The sequence below is a fragment of the Photorhabdus aballayi genome (assembly GCF_026153155.1).
Classification (GTDB): Bacteria; Pseudomonadota; Gammaproteobacteria; order Enterobacterales; family Enterobacteriaceae; genus Photorhabdus; species Photorhabdus luminescens.
In genome coordinates this window covers 81,321-99,984 of sequence record NZ_JAPFCD010000004.1, presented here as the reverse complement: position 1 = coordinate 99,984, position 18,664 = coordinate 81,321, and the positions used below count along the sequence as shown (strand labels likewise).

Genomic DNA, 18,664 nt, shown 5'->3' with positions numbered 1-18,664 from the left:
TTTGTCTTATCCAGTCATTACAAACTCATATTATGGATTCTTAGTTCCGCCAAAAGCAGTATCTTTGCTATGATCCGAAGCAAACGTAGCAGTCCCTGCTAAACTAGCTGCATTATCACCAAAGAAATGGCCGCTGTTTGTCCCGACAACATTTCCAGCAGTCGCCCTACCCGCAAATGAACCATCTGTTCTAATCCTAGAATTAATACCAACGGTCAATGCACTATTTGCTATTGAACCAGTAAGCCTTTTCTGACCGAAATCAGCAGTAAATGTTCCATGTAGGGCATTGCTGCCACTATATTGGTTAATTCCTTTAACCGTATAAGTTGCAATACCACCAGTAGGCAAATTAGTGGTCACATCTTTACCGGAATAATAGGCGGTATGAGTAGTATCATCTACCGTGCCTTTTTGTGACCATTCACCAAAATAAACATCAGCATTAGCCACTTTACTGAAATTGAACACCCCCATCCCACTATGGCTACCTGATCCCGGCATAGAAATTTTGTGAATTCCATTTGCATCCGCTGCGGCATAACGGGTAAGCCCTGAAAAGCTAACAATTTGACCACCAGCAATGGAATGTACCCCAACTCCCGGTTCCCCCCCAGGACTTCCATGACCAGAACCACCCTGTTTAGTCACACCTACATTAATGCTAGGTTTATTCGCATCAAACTCTTGAGTTTGCCCAAATCCAGGTGCAGCCATTGCCTGTGTTACTAATCCACATGTACCTAATACTGCAATTAACACTTTAACTTTGTTCATAGCATATTCCTTATGTTAACTAATTAAATGTTAGAGTATTGCTTATTACATAGTTTTAGTACCGTCCGAAGACTGGCGCGCATATTAACGTACTTTTAATAAAAAATGAAATGATAATCATTATCATAAAATAATCGTATCTATTTGTATAGCATGGCAATTAATTCAGCTAACTATTTAATTATTAAATAAATATTTACCATAACCTTAATATAATAATGGATATAATCTTAGATGAATCACCCAATAATGAGTGTAAAAATATCAATACATATAGATGTATAAATAAGAAATTATTTCAATATTAAATTAATTACAATGTCATTATTTATATGACAACTATATGATTGGAAATTAGTTATTTAGAATTAATTAAGAAATATTTAACAATTACAAATAAAAATCAAAAACATATATTTCATCTAAATGATTTAAATAGGAAAAATTATTTCCCCAGATATAAATATATTTATTCCGAGCATAACATCTAATATATCAATTATTAAATTCACTAAAATAAAAATATTACCAACATGACTTAAAATCTAACTAAATATCATTTTTCATTGACGAAAAATTAAATAACCACAGTTTTAGAGAGTAAATTTTCATTAACTATGATTTTTTATAAAATAAATAGTAAAATGATAACATTGATACTATTTTAGCTCTAATATTAAAGAGTTTAATTAAGTTATTTAAATAAATTCAGAAAAATCCCCTACCTTTCGACAGGGAATTTATGCAAATATGATAGTTATTAGGCTAATATGAAATTATTTGAGAAATCATACCTCTCTGTCTAACCTTTAATATGATAAACAGCAAAATAGCATTCACAAAAAGCCCCAAAACCAACCCATACCAAAACCCTATAATTCCCATCCTCTCGGTTACCCAGTCTGTCAAAGCCAAAACAAACCCTAATGGCAAACCCACCAGCCAATAACCGAATAACGGCGCGTAAAATACCGATCGAGTATCATGAAAACCCCGTAAAATACCGGATAAAGCCGCCTGACAAGAGTCAAAGAATTGGAACAGACATAACAGAAAAATGATGTTAAGCGCAATTATTATAACTCCATTATCGTTCGTATAGAGTGAAATAAATGAACCGGCGAAATAGTAGATTAAAACGCCAATAACTGCGGAAATAGATAAAATTAAAGCAATTGAGATCCTTATAGTGCCGATTAACGATGTTCTATCTCCCTTCCCAATATAGGAACCGACTTTCACAGTCACCGCGGCGGCAATCCCCCCAGTTATGGTATAGATGATCGAGGTAATATTAAGCATAATATTATGCGCGGCAATGACTTGAGCACCTAAAGGAGCCGCGGTTATCGCAATCACATCGAGAAAAACCATTTCAACAAAAAGAGCCAATCCACTTGGCATGCTAATATAAAAAGTCTTCATCAAAGCATTATATTTCGGCAAACTAAAATCTGGCCTATAGCGACGATATTCCTTCTTTAGGAGAAAATAGATAATCAAGCATACAGCAATTAGATTATTAATAATTGCAGTTGTAATACCCGCGCCAATGCCGCCCATTGCTGGCAAACCCAGTTTCCCATAAATGAAGATGTAATTTAATGGTATATTCAATAATAAAGAAGCCGCAGACAAATACATTGCGATTTTTGTGTCTTCCAATCCTTGTAGAAAGGAACGAAAAACATTAAATATCATAACACTAGGAACACCACAAGCCAGAGCAATAACATAACCCTGGGTAATTTTTAAAATATGCTCATCAATACCGATGAACGAAAGTAGCCAGCTAACTAACATTAATAAAAGAATTATTGGTATCGAAAGTATCACCGCCAGAAACAAGTAATTTTTAAGACTGTCTCTAATCCCTTCGTCATCATGTTGCGCTTTCTGCTTAGCGACATCTGCTGCCAGCATGATAATCATCCCATATCCCAATACAAATATAGGAAACCAAATACTACTGCCTAATGTTACCGCTGCTAAATCAGCCGTAGCATAGTGACCAGACATCACAATATCAACAAAACTCATTGCTGTACGTGCTATCTGACTAACAATGATAGGGAAAGAGAAAAATAAAAGTTGTTTTAACTCCCGCCGATTTGAAAACGTAGCCATAAGAATCCTATTAATTTATTGGTTAGTGCCAATATTGATAATACTAACAATAAATTACGACCAAAATCATTTAAAAAAGCCTGAAAAAGTGAGAGTGACGAGTATACCTTCTATTTTCGCTCAGGCAACAACGAATAAATAAATTAAAGCAATCTAACGAGAACTAACTATTTCACAGCAATTTTTGTGATCTTTATAAAAGATTGAATATTTATTTAAGTATTTTGTTCCCATTTTCTATTTTAATAGTTAATGTTACTTGGCTGAAATTATTGAAGTATTTTGTGATAACATCCACATTATTAAAAAAATAATAATACTAACATAGCTAAAGCAAATAATTAGTAACTTTTTCAAATTATTTCTTTAATCAATAAAGAATTAGCGGAAATATCATGTCTACACAGATATCTATTCTAATAGTTCATCAATCAAAAAGAGATATAAATCAAGTTCCTTATGAGCAATTGCGAGCGGCTATGGATTTAACAAAAGCCGATTACACCTATTCATCAAAGATATATGTCATTTTACCGTAAAAAAAGAGATCGAAAATGAAACCAGAAACTCTTGCTATCCACGGCGGATATTCCCCTGATCCAACCACCAAAGCCGTTGCTGTTCCTATTTATCAAACGACATCCTATGCGTTTGACGATACCCAACACGGCGCCGACCTATTTGATTTAAAGGTTGAAGGCAACATCTACTCCCGCATTATGAACCCAACTAATGATGTATTAGAAAAACGGGTTGCTCTACTTGAAGGAGGAATCGCTGCTTTGGCGGTTGCATCTGGCATGGCTGCCGTCACCTGCGCGATTCAATCTATTGCCAGCGTTGGAGATAACATTATATCTGTTGCTAAGTTATATGGCGGCACTCATAACCTGTTAGCTCACACATTGCCGCGATTCGGAATTGAGACACGGTTTGCTGAACATGATGATATCGCAGCATTGGAATCATTGATTGATGACAATACCAAGGCGGTATTTTGTGAATCTATTGGTAATCCGGCAGGTAATATTGTTGATCTGAAAAAATTTGCCGAAGTCGCTCATCGTCATGGCGTCCCTTTAATTGTTGATAATACTGTCGCCACTCCTGCTCTTTGTCGCCCCTTCGAGCACGGCGCTGACATTGTTATTCACTCTTTAACCAAGTATATGGGAGGACATGGTAATTCTATTGGCGGCATCATTGTGGATTCCGGCAATTTCCCCTGGAAAAAATATCAGCAACGGTTTGCTATATTAACTACCCCAGATCCCTCCTATCATAATGTCGTTTATACCGAGCAATTCGGCAAAGCTGCATTTGTCGGACACTGCCGTGTTATACCGCTACGTAATATGGGAGCGTCACTGTCGCCTTTTAATGCTTTCCTTATCCTGCAAGGATTGGAAACACTGGCATTAAGAATGGAACGTCATACTGAAAATGCGCTGAAAGTCGCTCATTATTTGCAAGATCATCCTCAAGTTAGTTGGGTGAAATATGCAGGGCTGCCAGATCATCCAGAACATGAATTAGCTCAACATTATATGAATGGGAAACCATCAGCTATCCTTTCCTTCGGTATTAAAGGCGGGAAGCAATCCGGCGCGCGATTTATTGATGCACTAAAATTGATTGTGCGCTTGGTTAATATTGGCGACGCTAAATCACTTGCTTGTCATCCAGCGTCAACAACGCATAGCCAATTAAATGATGAAGAGTTAATTAAAGCCGGCGTATCACAGGATATGATTCGCTTGTCAATCGGCATTGAACATATCGACGATATTATTGCCGATCTTGCTCAAGCGCTGGATGCATCGAAATAATTTAGATTTGTCATATACCCCGTTCTGACGAACGGGGTTCTATTCATCGATATTCACTGTTTTTATTCTATCTATCTCAATTATTTTTCCCAACTCATATTGTCAACTTTAATTCCCTTTCATTTTTATCAACCAATATTAATACCATATTGAATGAATAAAACGAAAATAATAGGGGTAATAAATTAAATCGGTAACCCCGTCGCTAATATTCGATAAAGTAATTCATATCTCTGCTACAAAAAAGGGGAACCAATAGCACTCATTTTTTAGATTGATATCCATAAGGTTCAATGGCTCGAATAGAAATCAGTAATAGCTATCGAATAAATAACAATTATTCACGTCAAACATACAAGGAAAATAGATGAAAATTAAGCTAACCTACACGTTGTTATTAAGCACATTGTTCAGTGGGTATGCTCTAGCAAAAATCCCCAATGAATTTAGCTCTACTCCCTCATTTGAAGATAATTTCGATGGCGTTACGCTTAATACCCAAAAATGGGATCACCGTGGTCTGGGCGTCAGAAAAAATTGTATTAATACTCCATCAGCGGTTATCGTACAAAATGGTCATTTAACCATAAAAACCTATTCCGATAGTTCTTCTGGCAAGTTACAAAATTATTGCGGCATGATTTCAACACAAAAAAGTTTTCTACAATCATATGGCTATTGGGAAGCCGCTATCAGATTTAATCGTGCAGAAGGTAATCAAGTTGCATTTTGGATACAGTCACCGACAATGGGTCTCGATTTAACAAATCCAGAAAAATCAGGTGTCGAAATTGATGTATTTGAACATTTAGCCGAAGCGACACAGGATCAATATGATCACGCTATTCACTGGAATGGTTATGGCAGCGCTCATAAGGAGTGGTCAAAGAGATCATCTACCAGTAAATTGACTGATGGTCAATTCCACAAATTTGCTGTGGCATGGACTCCAAATGGCTATACATTTTATATTGATGATATTGCTCAAACTCTGTCGGGGTTAGATCAAGTTCCTATTTCAATCGCAGAAGAATACATTATTTTAAGTTCTGAAGTACCGCGTAGTTATCCAGTGCAAGGTTATGGCCCGATAAATAAAACAACCGCAACATTCGATGTCGATTATGTAAAAGTTTATCCGTATATCGGTAATCAGAAATAGTCATTAATCAGGAAAAGGATAAACAAATAATTGGCGCCCAATTAATTGGACGCCATTTTCTCATTAGAATTTTACATCTACTTTCGCCCACACCGTCCGGCCGGGTTCATTCACCGAAGTATTCGATGAATAACCAAAGGTGCTATTACCGGCAAGGTTAAGATGTTCGCTGTATTCTTTATCCAAAATATTGTCGATACCCGCGCTAATTTTTACATTTTTATTAACCTTATAGGCCATGTTGGCAGAAAGCACGCCGAAACCGGGACTATCTTGAAAATCTTTACCCACGACATTGCCTTGCCCCACAGCAATCCGATGCTGGCTGCTTACCAATCGCCACAAGCCGGTGCTGCTCCAATCACCACGTTCATAGGTCAATCCGAAACGGGCTTCCAAAGGTGGAATCTGAGGCATCGGCTTGTTATCCGTCCTGTTTTCTCCCCAAGCATAGGCAAGGCTGGCATCCGTTTTCCAATGATCTGTCAATTGATAACCAAAGCCCATTTCTCCCCCCATGATATTGGCATTAACGTTATCCGCCTGGCTAATACGGGCGTTTGTCGGGCTATATCTAAATAAAATGAAATCATTTACACGCCCCAGATAGGCGGATACCCAACCATTAAAACGCTCCCCGGTATATTGAGCGCCAATATCAAGCTGAGTGGTTTTCTCACTTTTTACCCCATCAAAAGCACTGGCACTCCCCGCCGGACCATATTTAGGCGAGAACAGTTCCCAATAGTCAGGGAAACGTTCGGTATAACCAATACCGACATAAAACATCATTGGCATATCCGCCAGTGTATGCTCTAACCGCATAAAACCACTCGGTAAAGTATCATTACGCTCTTTTTCACTATTACCAGCAAATTTCTTTACTCGGCTGCGATCAAGACGGGCGCCGGTTATCAATTCGCTCTGTTCCGTAGCATACCAAGTTAGCTCACTAAATAGACCATAGTTATAGAATTGCGCATCCTTTTGCCATCTACTACCTGCTTTATTACGGTGAGTATTGGTTTGTGTATCCGCGCCACTTTCCAATTTGAAGTCTTGCCATAGCCAGGTGCCCATAACTCGTCCCCCGACAACGCGACGATCCAGTTGCATAGACATACCGTGATTCATATTCATGTGCATGCCACATCCATGTTTACAACCCGAAGATGACATTCCCATCGACATAGCGCTATTCGGAGAACGCAAGGTTATATTGTCCATAATATGGTTGGTATAGTTGTAATAAACTTGAGCTTCAACCTTATCAAGCACTTCACCAATGTGAGATTTCTCAAAACGCACGCCAAGACTTTCACGTTTGAATTGTGAACCGTCCATACTGCGTCCGGCATAACGGGCCTCTCCATCACCTTTACCCACGGTCAGTTCGAGCAATGTGTCTTTATCCGGTGTCCATCCCAATGCCAGATCACTATTCCATTTATCCCAACGTGAAGGGACACGATACCCACCGCCATCTTTGTAGTCATTTGAGCGGGATTTATTCGCCATTAAACGTAAATATCCCAATTCACTACCAACACTAGCATCAACATTGCCATCCCAACGGTCATTTGAACCCGTCAGTCCACTGGCATTGAATTTGACTCCCGGTTGATCAAATCGAGGATGTTCACGTTCAAACCTTATGGTCCCTGCCGAAGCGCCAGCCCCCCACAACACCGTCTGAGGCCCTTTAATGACTGTCAGCAGATCATAACTTTCTGGCGAAATATAAGATGAAGGGGCATCCATTCTGCCGGGACACGCTCCTAACATTTCTGCGCCATCAGTCAGGAGTTTAATTCTTGAACCAAACATACCCCGAAATACGGGATCGCCATTGGTGCCGCCATTACGGATTTGGGAAAATCCGGGTATGGTTTTTAAATAATCAGAACCGTCACTTGCCGGAACTGGCTGACGAGGCGTTTTTGGCGAAGTGACAATCGCCAAAGGAGAGTACAAAGGCGCGGTTACGGTAATTACATCCCCATCATTGGTTTTTGAACCTTTTACATGGTCGTGCGCATCCGATGCGGTTTCAGCCGCATAGCCATTAAAAGTCGCTAGCAGAAAAAGCGGCATTGCCGAACGGATACAAAGGGATAGCATATTTTTTTTATGAGAAGAATTTTTTTCGAACATCATCTTGCCTTAATGTGAATCCACCTTCCAAAGTGATATTTCTATCAAAAGCGGAATACGTTATAGAATTCAACCAAATCGTTTTTGGTATGAGCAAACTTTTCCTGACTCAACAAGTTGCAGGACAAAGCGTTGCAATTATGTTTAAACCAATAAGATTAGATCTGTTCAGGCGGAGCGCGAGGCAACGAATCAGCAAAGATGAAATGCGGCAGAAAGGAAGCTACAGTTTGAATCGGTGGTGGCCGTGACGTCAGCGAAGTTGACCAAAATAGCGGTGTATTCGCCAAATCCAATATAGGTACATGAATCAGAAAAACGCAGTACCCACAGGCAATATCCTCCAACATCGACATACCACCGCCAGCATGCATACCCATCTGCATGCCATCATGATGGCTGGTACTATATAACTTAGTACTATGTGATTTAGTAACATGTGATTTAGTAACATATGATTTAGTAACATGTGATGCGGAAGAAACGTCAGAATGAGACATATTCCGAGGCATATCATCGTCAGATGACATAACCCTATGGCAATCGACCACTTTCGATGAATGAGCCTCACTAATGCTGCGCGCATGTTCCAGTGACCGGGAAATCACTGGCGCAATGAACAACATCAGTATCGCGAATATGCCGAGCCAAGCTGGCAGACGACTCCGCGATGTATAAAACCGGATCAGTGACAAACTAAGCCTATTTCTGTAGAGAACACATTCAGGGACGGGATTGTACGTATTTAACGACCAAATGTTAAAACACTTTATGCAGGAATGTCGCCTCGGCGACACAATTTATTGTTTTTCCAACGTTAGCAGGAGTTTTTTCACTCATTCGACCAAAAATACCAAAAATCCCACCTGTCACAATAGCGACATTCTTAGCAATACCGTTTCCACATTGATTCTTACCATATAACCCATAGACCTTCGTATTACAGCCGCATTTTTCTATCCTCCACAAAAAACACTCATTAGAAAAGCCTTGAGTCATGCAACTTTTTGCGGTTGTGAACATCGCGTTTTCTATGGCTGAAATACAACACCGATAAAGCGGAATAAGAGCATCCAGCCTCAAACCGAAATTTTTTGATTGTTCAATTAAAAATAGTCTCAAAAATAAACTAATTGATATTTTTATGTGATTTATGTAACATTTTTTGTTATGAACAGATATTGACCGAAAAACAAATAACAACTGTTAGATTTTTCATACTGACTTATTTAACTCTAATAGTTTGACACTGACAGGATAAAAATACAAAAAATTTATCTTTAATAACAACTTATGACAGTAGATTACTGTACTACATCAGCGCTGATAGGCAGTATTTTGTTATAGCGACATTGGTAAGAAGATGCCCGTATAAGGCACACCAGAAGATCAGCACAAGAACTGTTCGAATAGCAACGTACTAACAAAAGCACGCTTGCATAGCAGGTTAAATTACCAATCACCGACTGAATTTAGTGCAACGAATGCTGGTTACCAGCCATTACATCTTTTTAGGAGCATATTTGAGGGAGGTTTTGCTAAGAACTTTTTTCGCTCCGTTACTTAAACTTACAACTCTGGAGAAAATTGTGACTTTGTGTACCAAAAAAGCCCCCAAAATTTGGGGCATCATCAAGCAATTAAACATCAATAACTATGCATTTAAAATGCCGGCTCTGGTAAATAATCGCAGATCCACATTAAATGATGCTTTAGTTTATACCTTGTATTATTGCGGATTGCTGTCTCAACATTTGCGTGTGATTTATCGAAATATTTCATTGGTCGCCTTAAGCTTAGCTACTCTCTGCGGATTATTATTAGCTCCTCCATCATTAGCACAAACAGAGATACCTTTAACAACATCAAATATTCGGACTTCTATCGGTCCTGTAGTTAAGGGGGGGGGTATACAACTATGCACCTTCCGTGATGTTGGACGGGGTATATCGGATGTGGTGGTGCGGCTCCGATCGCACTCATCCCGGTGACCATATTTTCTATGCCGAATCTTCATCTCTTGATGGCCCTTTCCACGCACGTGGAGGCAGGGACCCCCATCAGATCGTTTTTTCCCCTAACAAGGAAGCAAACGCATTCGATAAAGTCCACACTTGCGATCCCTCTGTCATACGGGTTAACGGTACATATTATATGTATTATGGTGGGTGGGACAGCGTGCGTGTTGATGCTGGAGGCATAACAAAAGTTGGCCTCGCAACAAGTACTGACGGAATTAACTGGACACGTGCAAATAATGGTAATCCGATAATCTTACCCGCTAACAAGAAGCTAGATGGAAATCCTTATGGGGCAGGACAACCATCCATATCCTATCTCAATGGTATGTTTTACCTTATGTACACCGATACGACCGGAGCAGATTCCCTAGATAAAATTTACGGTGGCGGAGGGCAATATGTCTTAAGATCTCCCGATCCAACCTTTCAAAGTGAAGTGGAAGAACTTACTCCTAATGGCTTCGTCACAAAAACGGAAGAGAATCACACCGGATACCAGCAAAACTATTGGGTAAGCGTCGATATGCAATTTTCTGATGCGCTCAATGCATGGATCGTGGCCCACAATGATGGCTCCAGGCTATCTTTAAGCTTTTATCCTCCAGACTTCTCCACGAAAATCTACAACGACGTCCAATTAAGCACCTCTACTGTAGAAGGTCCCGGTATTGTATCAAGACCTGATAAGCACTCAGTTGTCTCAAGCACCGGACAGTGCGGTACACTGCCAATGGATGTTATCAATGCGACCGCACGTAATTTCCCAAGTAGGTCGCCTACAAACTTGGCACATATTGGTATCGACGTCAGTGCTGGAATGAACTGTGAAAGTCTGCTTCCCAGTCAAATCGCGAGCATCTACGAAGGTTATGGAATTAAAGCAGCCGGTTTACCTTTAACATTTGTTGTATCTGGAACGCGTTTTCAAACTGAGTCAATTCGGTCAATTCAGCTCTTAACTAAGAACTTCGTTGAAGTTACACCTGAGATTTTCCATGCCATTCCCTATGGCGCGTCATTAAAAATCGGCGCTCCCGCTATTGGTACAACTGGACAACCGGCCGCATTTCTTCTTGATTCCGCTAAATGGCCAGTAAATGGAATAAAGATAATCAGAGGTAATAAATCATCCATTAAGATGGTACCGTCATCTGAATACGATTCCTATCCAACAAAATACCCACTCTACCTAGTGAAATAGCCATTTCATTAGCTGAGTTAAGCACAGCAGCTCCTTGATATGCTGAGTTTTCTATACTACATCATGGTCGTAGCCACATATTAGAGTGTCTCGACCATCGTTTTTTTAATGCAATATAAAGCTACCCATTTTTGCAAAGTAGAACAACCTGCTTCAATCCAATAAGTCAGCCGACGGGGCCAAGTCGCCTGACTATGATAATCGGCGCTAAAAACGCCATTTACGTTAGCCCCAAGGTATTTTTTCACCTTATTACTACCATTAACTGCCCCGTTATTTCCGACAATTAACTTAATTCAGGAATCAATATCCGAATAAAACTCGCCTGTTCAGGTGATATATCATCGTCGTTAGTTATGGCGTTCTTAACAAGCTCCAAGTTCGTGTCATTAATAAAATTTTCAGTGATTGAAATTCCTGACGCCAAATTTTTAACTTGGTGATAGTGTGTACAAGGGGTGAAAACAATATCACCAGGATTCTGTATACAATGAATACCCTGCGCCTGAGTGAAATCGGGATATAAGGCCAGATCAGGGTTAAAAGCATCAACTTTGCCATAACCTATTTTCGCTGCTTCTTCCGGCCCATAAAATACCCACTCTTTTCGACCACTAATAACCGCATTCCAGGCGTGAGTAGAAGCAATGTCCAAATGCAAACGAGAACCACTGTTTTTAGGCCCCATATAAATCCAGCGAAGTAATAGTAATGCGGCTTCATTATGCAAAATATCGTCAGCAACATGCTTACGAATCAAGCAGGAAAAATAGTCAGGGACCTCATAATCACTCACCAATTCTTTAAAATAGAGCGAAAACTGCCACGCAGAAGCATAATAAGGATCGGGTTCTTCCACATCTTTTATATAATCAATATAGTCACCAAGAGACATATATTTATTATCTTTATTATTTGATGATCGAAATACTTTTATCAGGTGATGACCAAATTTTTGCTGAAAATAGTCCCATGTCCACTTCGTTCTTGCTACCCACTGTTCAGCCCCTCCTCGAATAATAAAAGGGACTCTATCCAGCATACAAGTAAACACATCCTCTATGGATGGCATGGTGAACTCTACACATTTCTGACATCCAGAATTAGAAAAATCCATCATATTTATATAGTTCCAAAGAATAAATAGTATTTTCGATAACTGACGGAACCAATCCGCCAGTTAATAATTTTATCCAGCCAAGGCCCAAATAATCTGATTGCCTAATGTTGGATAACCAATTCTGAAATAGTTGATCGTTTAATCTCTTCTGGCCGATAAGGCAACGGCAATAGCTGTTTATAATGAGAATAAAATCTGCTCTGATCCGCAAAATAAGGCGAATCAATATCAGAAGATTGCGAATAAGTGAGTAACCCACGCGCATTAGGTCCTTGTTGATCAAATGCCACCAACATTATCCAACTGGAACCATAACGAATATGATATCCTTGATCAGTTAGCTCCGATTCCAATGCCTCACCAGTCACCACATCATTACCCACAGTATAATGATGTTTAGGAAACAGGGTTTCATCCCCATCCCACGGAGCGATCATATTAAAGCCGCCTTCTTTTCCAAACAACCCCGGCCAACTCATGCGATTATCTGCCGGTTTACCGTCAGGCGCGGTACTTTCAATAAATTGAAACTGACTCACCGGAGTATCTAAAGCCAGCCCCGCATTATTCACATTAGCAACCGCTCGTGCTAACAAGGTGACAAACTCTTCACTTTGTTTTAATTGGCGTGGCGTTGTTGCCGGGTGGGCTATGTCAAACGGTACGGCAAAGTGTTTTTGCTGATCAATTAAAAAAGCTAATTCACGGAATATAATAGCGCCCCGACTATCAGCATTAAATTCACCGTTCCATTGTGATAGCAATTGACATGCCTGAGTAATATCGACCTTCATGCCATTCACCAATCTAATTAATCGGTTCTGTGTTTTATCACATAGGGCAACCACATCTTTTAATATCAGTTCGGCTAAATATGAACGCTCAGAGAATAACGCCCGCTCTAACTCCATGAGAGAAAATCGCTTATTATCACCCGCCGCATCCTGTATTAGTTGCAATCCCATACGCGTTCTGAACGACAGGGGTTTTCGTTCATTACCCAGAAGTGGGGAAAAACCTTCGAGTAAATGTTCCAAGTTCGTTGCCCAGTGAGAATCATTGGAATTTTGTACATAGGATGTTTCCACAAGCTGCGGGATCTGATCATAACCCAAGGCTTCGGTAAAAATCATGGATGATGAGTTACCCGGTAAAATAGTCACGTCATACTTCTCACGTGCTGCCGCTAGGGTTTCGTTATCATTCAATAATTGAATAGCTTCAAGAGACAATGCCGGTACAGCTTTATCACCAATAAAAATACCAACGCCTTCTTTACCCGTTAACAACGTGTTATTAAAAGCCAAGCCATTAAAATCTTTATAAGATTGTTTTGCATCAGCAAGACTATCCGCTCGATTCAACGCCAACCAATGATCAATCATATCAAGATTGTAAAGATTGACATCTTTCACGACATAAAATTCAGACTCGGACCAAGCAAAGTCTTCATTTTCAATAATCGGCCCAATATCAGTATAAAAATGATCTTTCGTGACCGTTTCAATACCGCTGTCGGTTTTGACTTCAATATGAATCGGCTTCGACATTACCGGCTTAATAACCCCATCAATCACATAATTCAGCGGATTGTTAGCAGCAGTTTGCATTTTGTAAACAATGACATGTTCAGCCTGTGAATAAGTGTGAGTCCAGGCAATGTTGTGATTAAATCCAATATTAATAATACCCGGGAAACCAATTAAGGAGGCTCCCATGACATCAATCTTTCCGTTCATGACATGATGCACCTGCCAAAAACGCAGGTTGCCTTCATAAGGAAAATGGGGATTAGCCAATAACATGCCATTGACTTCTTCAACTTTGTCACGGCCTAATGCCCAACCATTCGAACCAATGGAATAACCATTATTCCTAGATATATTTAAAGACAATCGTTTTTGATCTTCTTTATTGGGATCAGCGGCATAATAATCGTCAAGAAATTGAGCAGAACCCGGAAATACCGCAATAGAAAATACATATGCCAGTACATCCTCACGTTGAATAGGTGTTACCCATTCTTGATCTCGACAAGCTTTTGGTAAGGTATAACGCCCTTCCTTAACATGGGACAGGTAGGTATTATAACCTGCAACAAATCCATCAATAATTACCTGTGAATCAGCACTTAATTGCGGCCATTTTTCACGCGCCTGTTCCACCAAAGCTAACGTTTTATAACCGAAGTCCTGAATTAAATTCAGTGAGTCCCCCTGCTTATCTCTATCAGCACCAAAGAAACGCGCACGCTCCCCTCTAATGCGCACGTAACTATCCGCCATAATACATATATTATCTTGTGCCTGAGCATAGGCGTTGCCAAAACTCAAGCTTCCCAAATCGTGTGCATAAATATGAGGGACACCATAATGAGTACGAACAATTTTCGCTTCAAATGCTGTCTTCGTCTTTTCTGAATAACTTTTAAATCCGCTACAACTTATTGTTAATAAGGTAATCAACAGTAATGTGATTGATTTAAATGATATTGTTTTAAATAATATTGTTTTAAATGATATTGTTTTAAATGATGTCATTTTTATTTTGCCCTTAAAGTACCTGTATAAAAGTAATCTCTAGCTTTGAATTTTGATTCCAATATTAATGCCCTGAGTAACCAGCGATCATAACCATCGTATCGAGGTTCATACTCGCTGCGTGCATGAGCGACTTTGCGGTTATCAAATAGCAACATTTCTCCAGGCGATAATATAAAGGACTCTCTATTTTCATTAATACACTGATTCAACTTTTCTAACGCGGCTTCTGCATTTGGGGTTAAACAACGCATATAAGCTGGATCAAATATCATTTCTGGTTCTTGATGTTGACTTAATATGGCAACACAACGGCGGCCACTGGTATTTGACATAAATGTAGGATCGACATCGATCTCAAAGTTTGGCTTTTGTAATTCGGCAATAGTTTCAGCATCTAAATGAATATTCTTGGTTTGAAACAAATAGGTTTCAGCATTTTTATCGCCACGTAGACAATATAAAGCAACCCAGTCCGCTTTTGCATCATGGAAACCATCTTCAACATGCCATTCCAAAAATTCTTTGTTTGCCCCTAACTGCATATTCTTATACTTTTCCATTGGGAAAACATCATCGATAAAATTAAAGTTCTTTTTATTAACAAACGAATAAATATATCCAATGCGAGATAAAATCGTGGATATCAAAGTACGAACACCCGCCACCTCAGAACTATTTGTTTGTTCATAAGATAAAGGCGTTAAACCAAGATCATCAGGAATAGGCAATCCCTTTATCAGCAAATAATTTTCATTTTCTAACGCACGGAAATCAAATAGCTTTTTCTGTAAACGCACAGGCAAATTGAACGATTGATAAAAACATTGCCAGTAAAATTCCTCGAAATTATCAATGTCATATTTTAGCGTAGACGCTAAAAATTCCTGCTTTAAATATGTCTGTTCTGTTGAGTCAAGCTCAAAAATGAAGTCATCAAACTCCTGAATATCAGACACCATGCATTGCCCATTTCTATTCATAAAGGCTATCCTTTTAAACTGTGTTGCCATATCCAGCAACACATATCTAGGAAAATATACCCGTCATCTTTCAAGTTGCCTCTTTGTTGGCTGCGCTCACTCACCCCGGTCACATCGTTATCTATGTTCCCGGGGATTCGCTCCCTTGCCGTCGCGATGCATTTTGAAATCCATTGGGTATAAGCTAATCGAAAAGTTCACGAATACCGGTAATAATCAAAACCAATGCTTCTCGTTCCGCAAACGATAAATTTGGATGCCAGATATCCATTAATAAACAAATTCTATGTTTATCTGAACGGTTATAAGCTTCATGCTGATAAGAATAATCAAAAAGTAAACATTCTCCTTCTTTCCAACATCTGGCTTCATTGGCAACGATGATCTCACAATTGCTAGCAGGAATATCGACCGCAAAATGTAAATTAAGAGTGAAATTCCATAAATCACAATGCGGTTTAATCACCGTACCCGGTTGCAACACCGAAAAGTGAACTTCCAATAGAGGACAATGCCAATCCCGTAATTCATTATTAAAAATATGCCATGTAGCGGGCAAAATATTGGCAACTGCATTATTAGGCTGACCATTTTTGAACAAATATAACGCTTTCCAATCTCTTTGCGTTCCCAAATAGTGCTCATAATCGGTTATATGTTGGGATTCACCGCTGATGACCGCGTTAATTTCCTGTTTTATTTTACCCGCATTATTCATCAATGAGGTGACTAATGGCTGCAACTGCGGAAAAGAATGGGTATCTAACCACGGCGTGGTAGAAAGCCCAGGCATGATATATTTAGCATCTGCTTGTAATGGCGCTCTTTGTTGTAATAAAGGATAAAACATATCCTCTACTCTTTTTAAACAGTCACTCCCATATCTTTCCTTAATTCCAGCTAATTGATCTTCAAATAGTTCCAACATGATAACCTCCTGATATCTATTTTCTATTATGATTATATTTCTCTATTATAATTATCTTTCCCTATTATAGTTACCTTTCCTTATTATAATTACCTTTCCTTATTATAATTACCTTTCCTTATTATAGTTATCTTTCCTTATTATAGTCATACAGTAGAAATAGCGGGCTCTAAAGCACCATTTTCTACTTTATCGGGGTGTACGTTGATTTCAATATTATCCACCAAACCATTATCCATAGTGATAACTCTGTCCGCGATATGAAAATATTTATCGTCATGGCTAATAACGATGATAGTTTTTCCATTGCGCTTCATTTCAGGAAGTAATTCGTTATAGAAAAACCCTCTATAATTAGGGTCCTGATCGGCAGCCCATTCATCAAATAAATAAATAGGCGCATCTTCCATATAAGAGATAACCAGAGCTAAGCGTTTACGTTGACCATGAGAAAGCTTAGTTGTGGATAATCTGCCATCTTTAACCGTGACTTTTTCTGCTAAATCCAATTTTTTCAGATATTGACGCGTTAATTCATCATCGGCAAGTTCACCTTTTCGGTTAATTACCGTATCAAACAGATAAAAATCCGAATGAATAACACTGTACATATTCAGATAATTCTCTCGGTTATCTTTATTAACCACCTTATCATCTATGAAAATATCACCTTCAGATTTATTCAACAGTCCAATCAATAATTTGGCAAAAGTCGATTTACCACTGCCATTGCCACCTTTAATAATGATAATTTCGCCGCGCTGAATATCCAGATTAATCGGTCCAACAGAAAAACAGTTCCCTTCACCGGTATACTGAAAGCTTATGGAACGCAGAGAAATTCGAGACCATTCTTTATATTCTTCGGTGTTGGTTACAGTTGGCTCCATTGATAAGTTTTCAGAAAACCTCAAGCGATCAATCTTACGCAGAGATATGAGCGCTTTTACTATAGTTTCCTGTGAGGACAAAATAAAATCAACAGGCCCCAGTAAAAAGGTCATAATAAAGATAAAGGTAAGAATATCGTTACTTTCCCCTATCCCCCACATAACATGAGAAAATAAAATAGCGCCAAGCACCATAAATAATAATATTTGTCCCCAATTTTCATTCAATTTCCAGAAAATTTCTGATCTAAGATCAGAGTCATTAATCTTTTCTAATGAGGGTAAAACACCTCGATTAAAAAACGAATGTTTGCGCTTTTCATTATTATTAAGCTCTTTAACTCCATCCACCAGACTCTTAAATTGTTCATGAAGATTATCATAATCATCACGATATATCTCATCATAAGCTTCAGCTCGACTGATGAAATAACGGGAAACCAAAAGCCCTAATGGGAGAATGACCAGCGTGACCATAAACAGCTCAATCGATCTGAATGCCAGAAAACCTAAACATGCAATCACAGTAATTACATGATAAATAAACTGCGGCATGGTAGAGATAGCCCTGGAAATATCACTCACATCAGATGTTAAACTGGCCTGAACTTTATGCCCGCCAATCCTATCCAAAATGGCATAAGGGGTATTCAAGATCCGTTTCACTAAGGTACTACGAACTTCAAAAATAATTTTGACACTTAACTTTGTCATTAGGTAATTAGCAAAAGAACTTACAATAAATAAGCAAGCAAGCCCGGTGAAAAACTTAACTGTCCACGATAATAAGTCAGCACTAATCTGCTCCAATGCATCGTCAGTAATCAAGGAAATTAACCAAATACTAAAGAAAGCACTAAAAGCACCAACAATACTATTAAATATAATTTTTAACCGATTGGCTTTAACCAAATCAGAGATCATCGAGATTA

Annotated in this window: 16 protein-coding genes; 5 read left to right on the top strand and 11 right to left on the bottom strand. The window is 38.9% G+C overall.

The genetic code is table 11. The annotated features are described in order from the left end of the window. Positions 1-30: 30 nt before the first annotated feature. Both OO184_RS03530 and OO184_RS03525 read right to left on the bottom strand, forming a co-directional pair. Positions 31-777, bottom strand: coding sequence for a Slam-dependent surface lipoprotein (locus tag OO184_RS03530; protein WP_265378001.1), 747 nt, complete (start codon positions 775-777; stop codon positions 31-33). Between the two features lie 765 nt (positions 778-1,542). Next, entirely contained in the window at positions 1,543-2,904 is a 1,362-nt protein-coding gene (locus OO184_RS03525) for an MATE family efflux transporter (RefSeq protein ID WP_265378000.1), read from the bottom strand. Positions 2,905-3,299: 395 nt separating this feature from the next. Between OO184_RS03525 and OO184_RS03520 the strand changes: the two genes are divergently transcribed. The 3 genes from OO184_RS03520 (at position 3,300) to OO184_RS03510 (ending at position 5,895) form a co-directional block, all read left to right on the top strand. Next, complete coding sequence (locus tag OO184_RS03520) at positions 3,300-3,443, top strand: hypothetical protein (RefSeq protein WP_265377999.1); 144 nt, start codon at positions 3,300-3,302, stop codon at positions 3,441-3,443. 15 nt (positions 3,444-3,458) lie between these two features. Further along, a complete protein-coding gene (locus OO184_RS03515) occupies positions 3,459-4,733 on the top strand; it encodes a bifunctional O-acetylhomoserine aminocarboxypropyltransferase/cysteine synthase (protein ID WP_265377998.1) in 1,275 nt (424 codons plus the stop codon). A gap of 367 nt (positions 4,734-5,100) precedes the next feature. Then, on the top strand, positions 5,101-5,895 hold the full coding sequence (locus OO184_RS03510) for a glycoside hydrolase family 16 protein (protein ID WP_265377997.1): 795 nt from the start codon (positions 5,101-5,103) through the stop codon (positions 5,893-5,895). Positions 5,896-5,958: 63 nt separating this feature from the next. On the opposite strand, the gene OO184_RS03505 is transcribed toward OO184_RS03510, so the two are convergent. The 3 genes from OO184_RS03505 to OO184_RS03495 form a co-directional block, all read right to left on the bottom strand. After that, entirely contained in the window at positions 5,959-8,052 is a 2,094-nt protein-coding gene (locus OO184_RS03505; protein ID WP_265377996.1) for a TonB-dependent copper receptor, read from the bottom strand. Between the two features lie 155 nt (positions 8,053-8,207). Continuing rightward, the gene (locus OO184_RS03500; protein ID WP_265377995.1) at positions 8,208-8,744 is read right to left on the bottom strand and encodes a DUF2946 domain-containing protein; all 537 of its coding nucleotides are present in this window, start codon (positions 8,742-8,744) and stop codon (positions 8,208-8,210) included. A 64-nt stretch (positions 8,745-8,808) separates the two neighbouring features. Beyond that, positions 8,809-9,072 (bottom strand): hypothetical protein, encoded by a 264-nt coding sequence (locus OO184_RS03495; protein WP_265377994.1) that lies wholly within the window; start codon positions 9,070-9,072, stop codon positions 8,809-8,811. 566 nt (positions 9,073-9,638) lie between these two features. Here OO184_RS03495 and OO184_RS03490 point away from each other — a divergent pair. Both OO184_RS03490 and OO184_RS03485 read left to right on the top strand, forming a co-directional pair. Next, positions 9,639-10,040, top strand: coding sequence for a hypothetical protein (locus OO184_RS03490; protein ID WP_265377993.1), 402 nt, complete (start codon positions 9,639-9,641; stop codon positions 10,038-10,040). Between the two features lie 187 nt (positions 10,041-10,227). Then, entirely contained in the window at positions 10,228-11,271 is a 1,044-nt protein-coding gene (locus tag OO184_RS03485; protein WP_312023681.1) for a hypothetical protein, read from the top strand. Positions 11,272-11,351: 80 nt separating this feature from the next. Here the strand turns inward: OO184_RS03485 and OO184_RS03480 are convergent, their stop codons facing one another. The 6 genes from OO184_RS03480 to OO184_RS03455 form a co-directional block, all read right to left on the bottom strand. After that, positions 11,352-11,519 carry a hypothetical protein gene (locus OO184_RS03480; protein WP_265377991.1) on the bottom strand — a complete coding sequence of 56 codons (168 nt, stop codon included), beginning with the start codon at positions 11,517-11,519 and terminating at the stop codon, positions 11,352-11,354. A gap of 38 nt (positions 11,520-11,557) precedes the next feature. Continuing rightward, on the bottom strand, positions 11,558-12,343 hold the full coding sequence (locus tag OO184_RS03475) for a cupin-like domain-containing protein (protein ID WP_265377990.1): 786 nt from the start codon (positions 12,341-12,343) through the stop codon (positions 11,558-11,560). A gap of 149 nt (positions 12,344-12,492) precedes the next feature. Then, positions 12,493-14,931 (bottom strand): acylase, encoded by a 2,439-nt coding sequence (locus OO184_RS03470; RefSeq protein ID WP_265377989.1) that lies wholly within the window; start codon positions 14,929-14,931, stop codon positions 12,493-12,495. 2 nt (positions 14,932-14,933) lie between these two features. Beyond that, complete coding sequence (locus OO184_RS03465; RefSeq protein ID WP_265377988.1) at positions 14,934-15,914, bottom strand: TauD/TfdA family dioxygenase; 981 nt, start codon at positions 15,912-15,914, stop codon at positions 14,934-14,936. Between the two features lie 184 nt (positions 15,915-16,098). Then, a complete protein-coding gene (locus tag OO184_RS03460) occupies positions 16,099-16,842 on the bottom strand; it encodes an aspartyl/asparaginyl beta-hydroxylase domain-containing protein (protein ID WP_265377987.1) in 744 nt (247 codons plus the stop codon). Positions 16,843-16,988: 146 nt separating this feature from the next. Next, a complete protein-coding gene (locus OO184_RS03455) occupies positions 16,989-18,656 on the bottom strand; it encodes a cyclic peptide export ABC transporter (protein WP_265377986.1) in 1,668 nt (555 codons plus the stop codon). Positions 18,657-18,664: the final 8 nt, after the last annotated feature.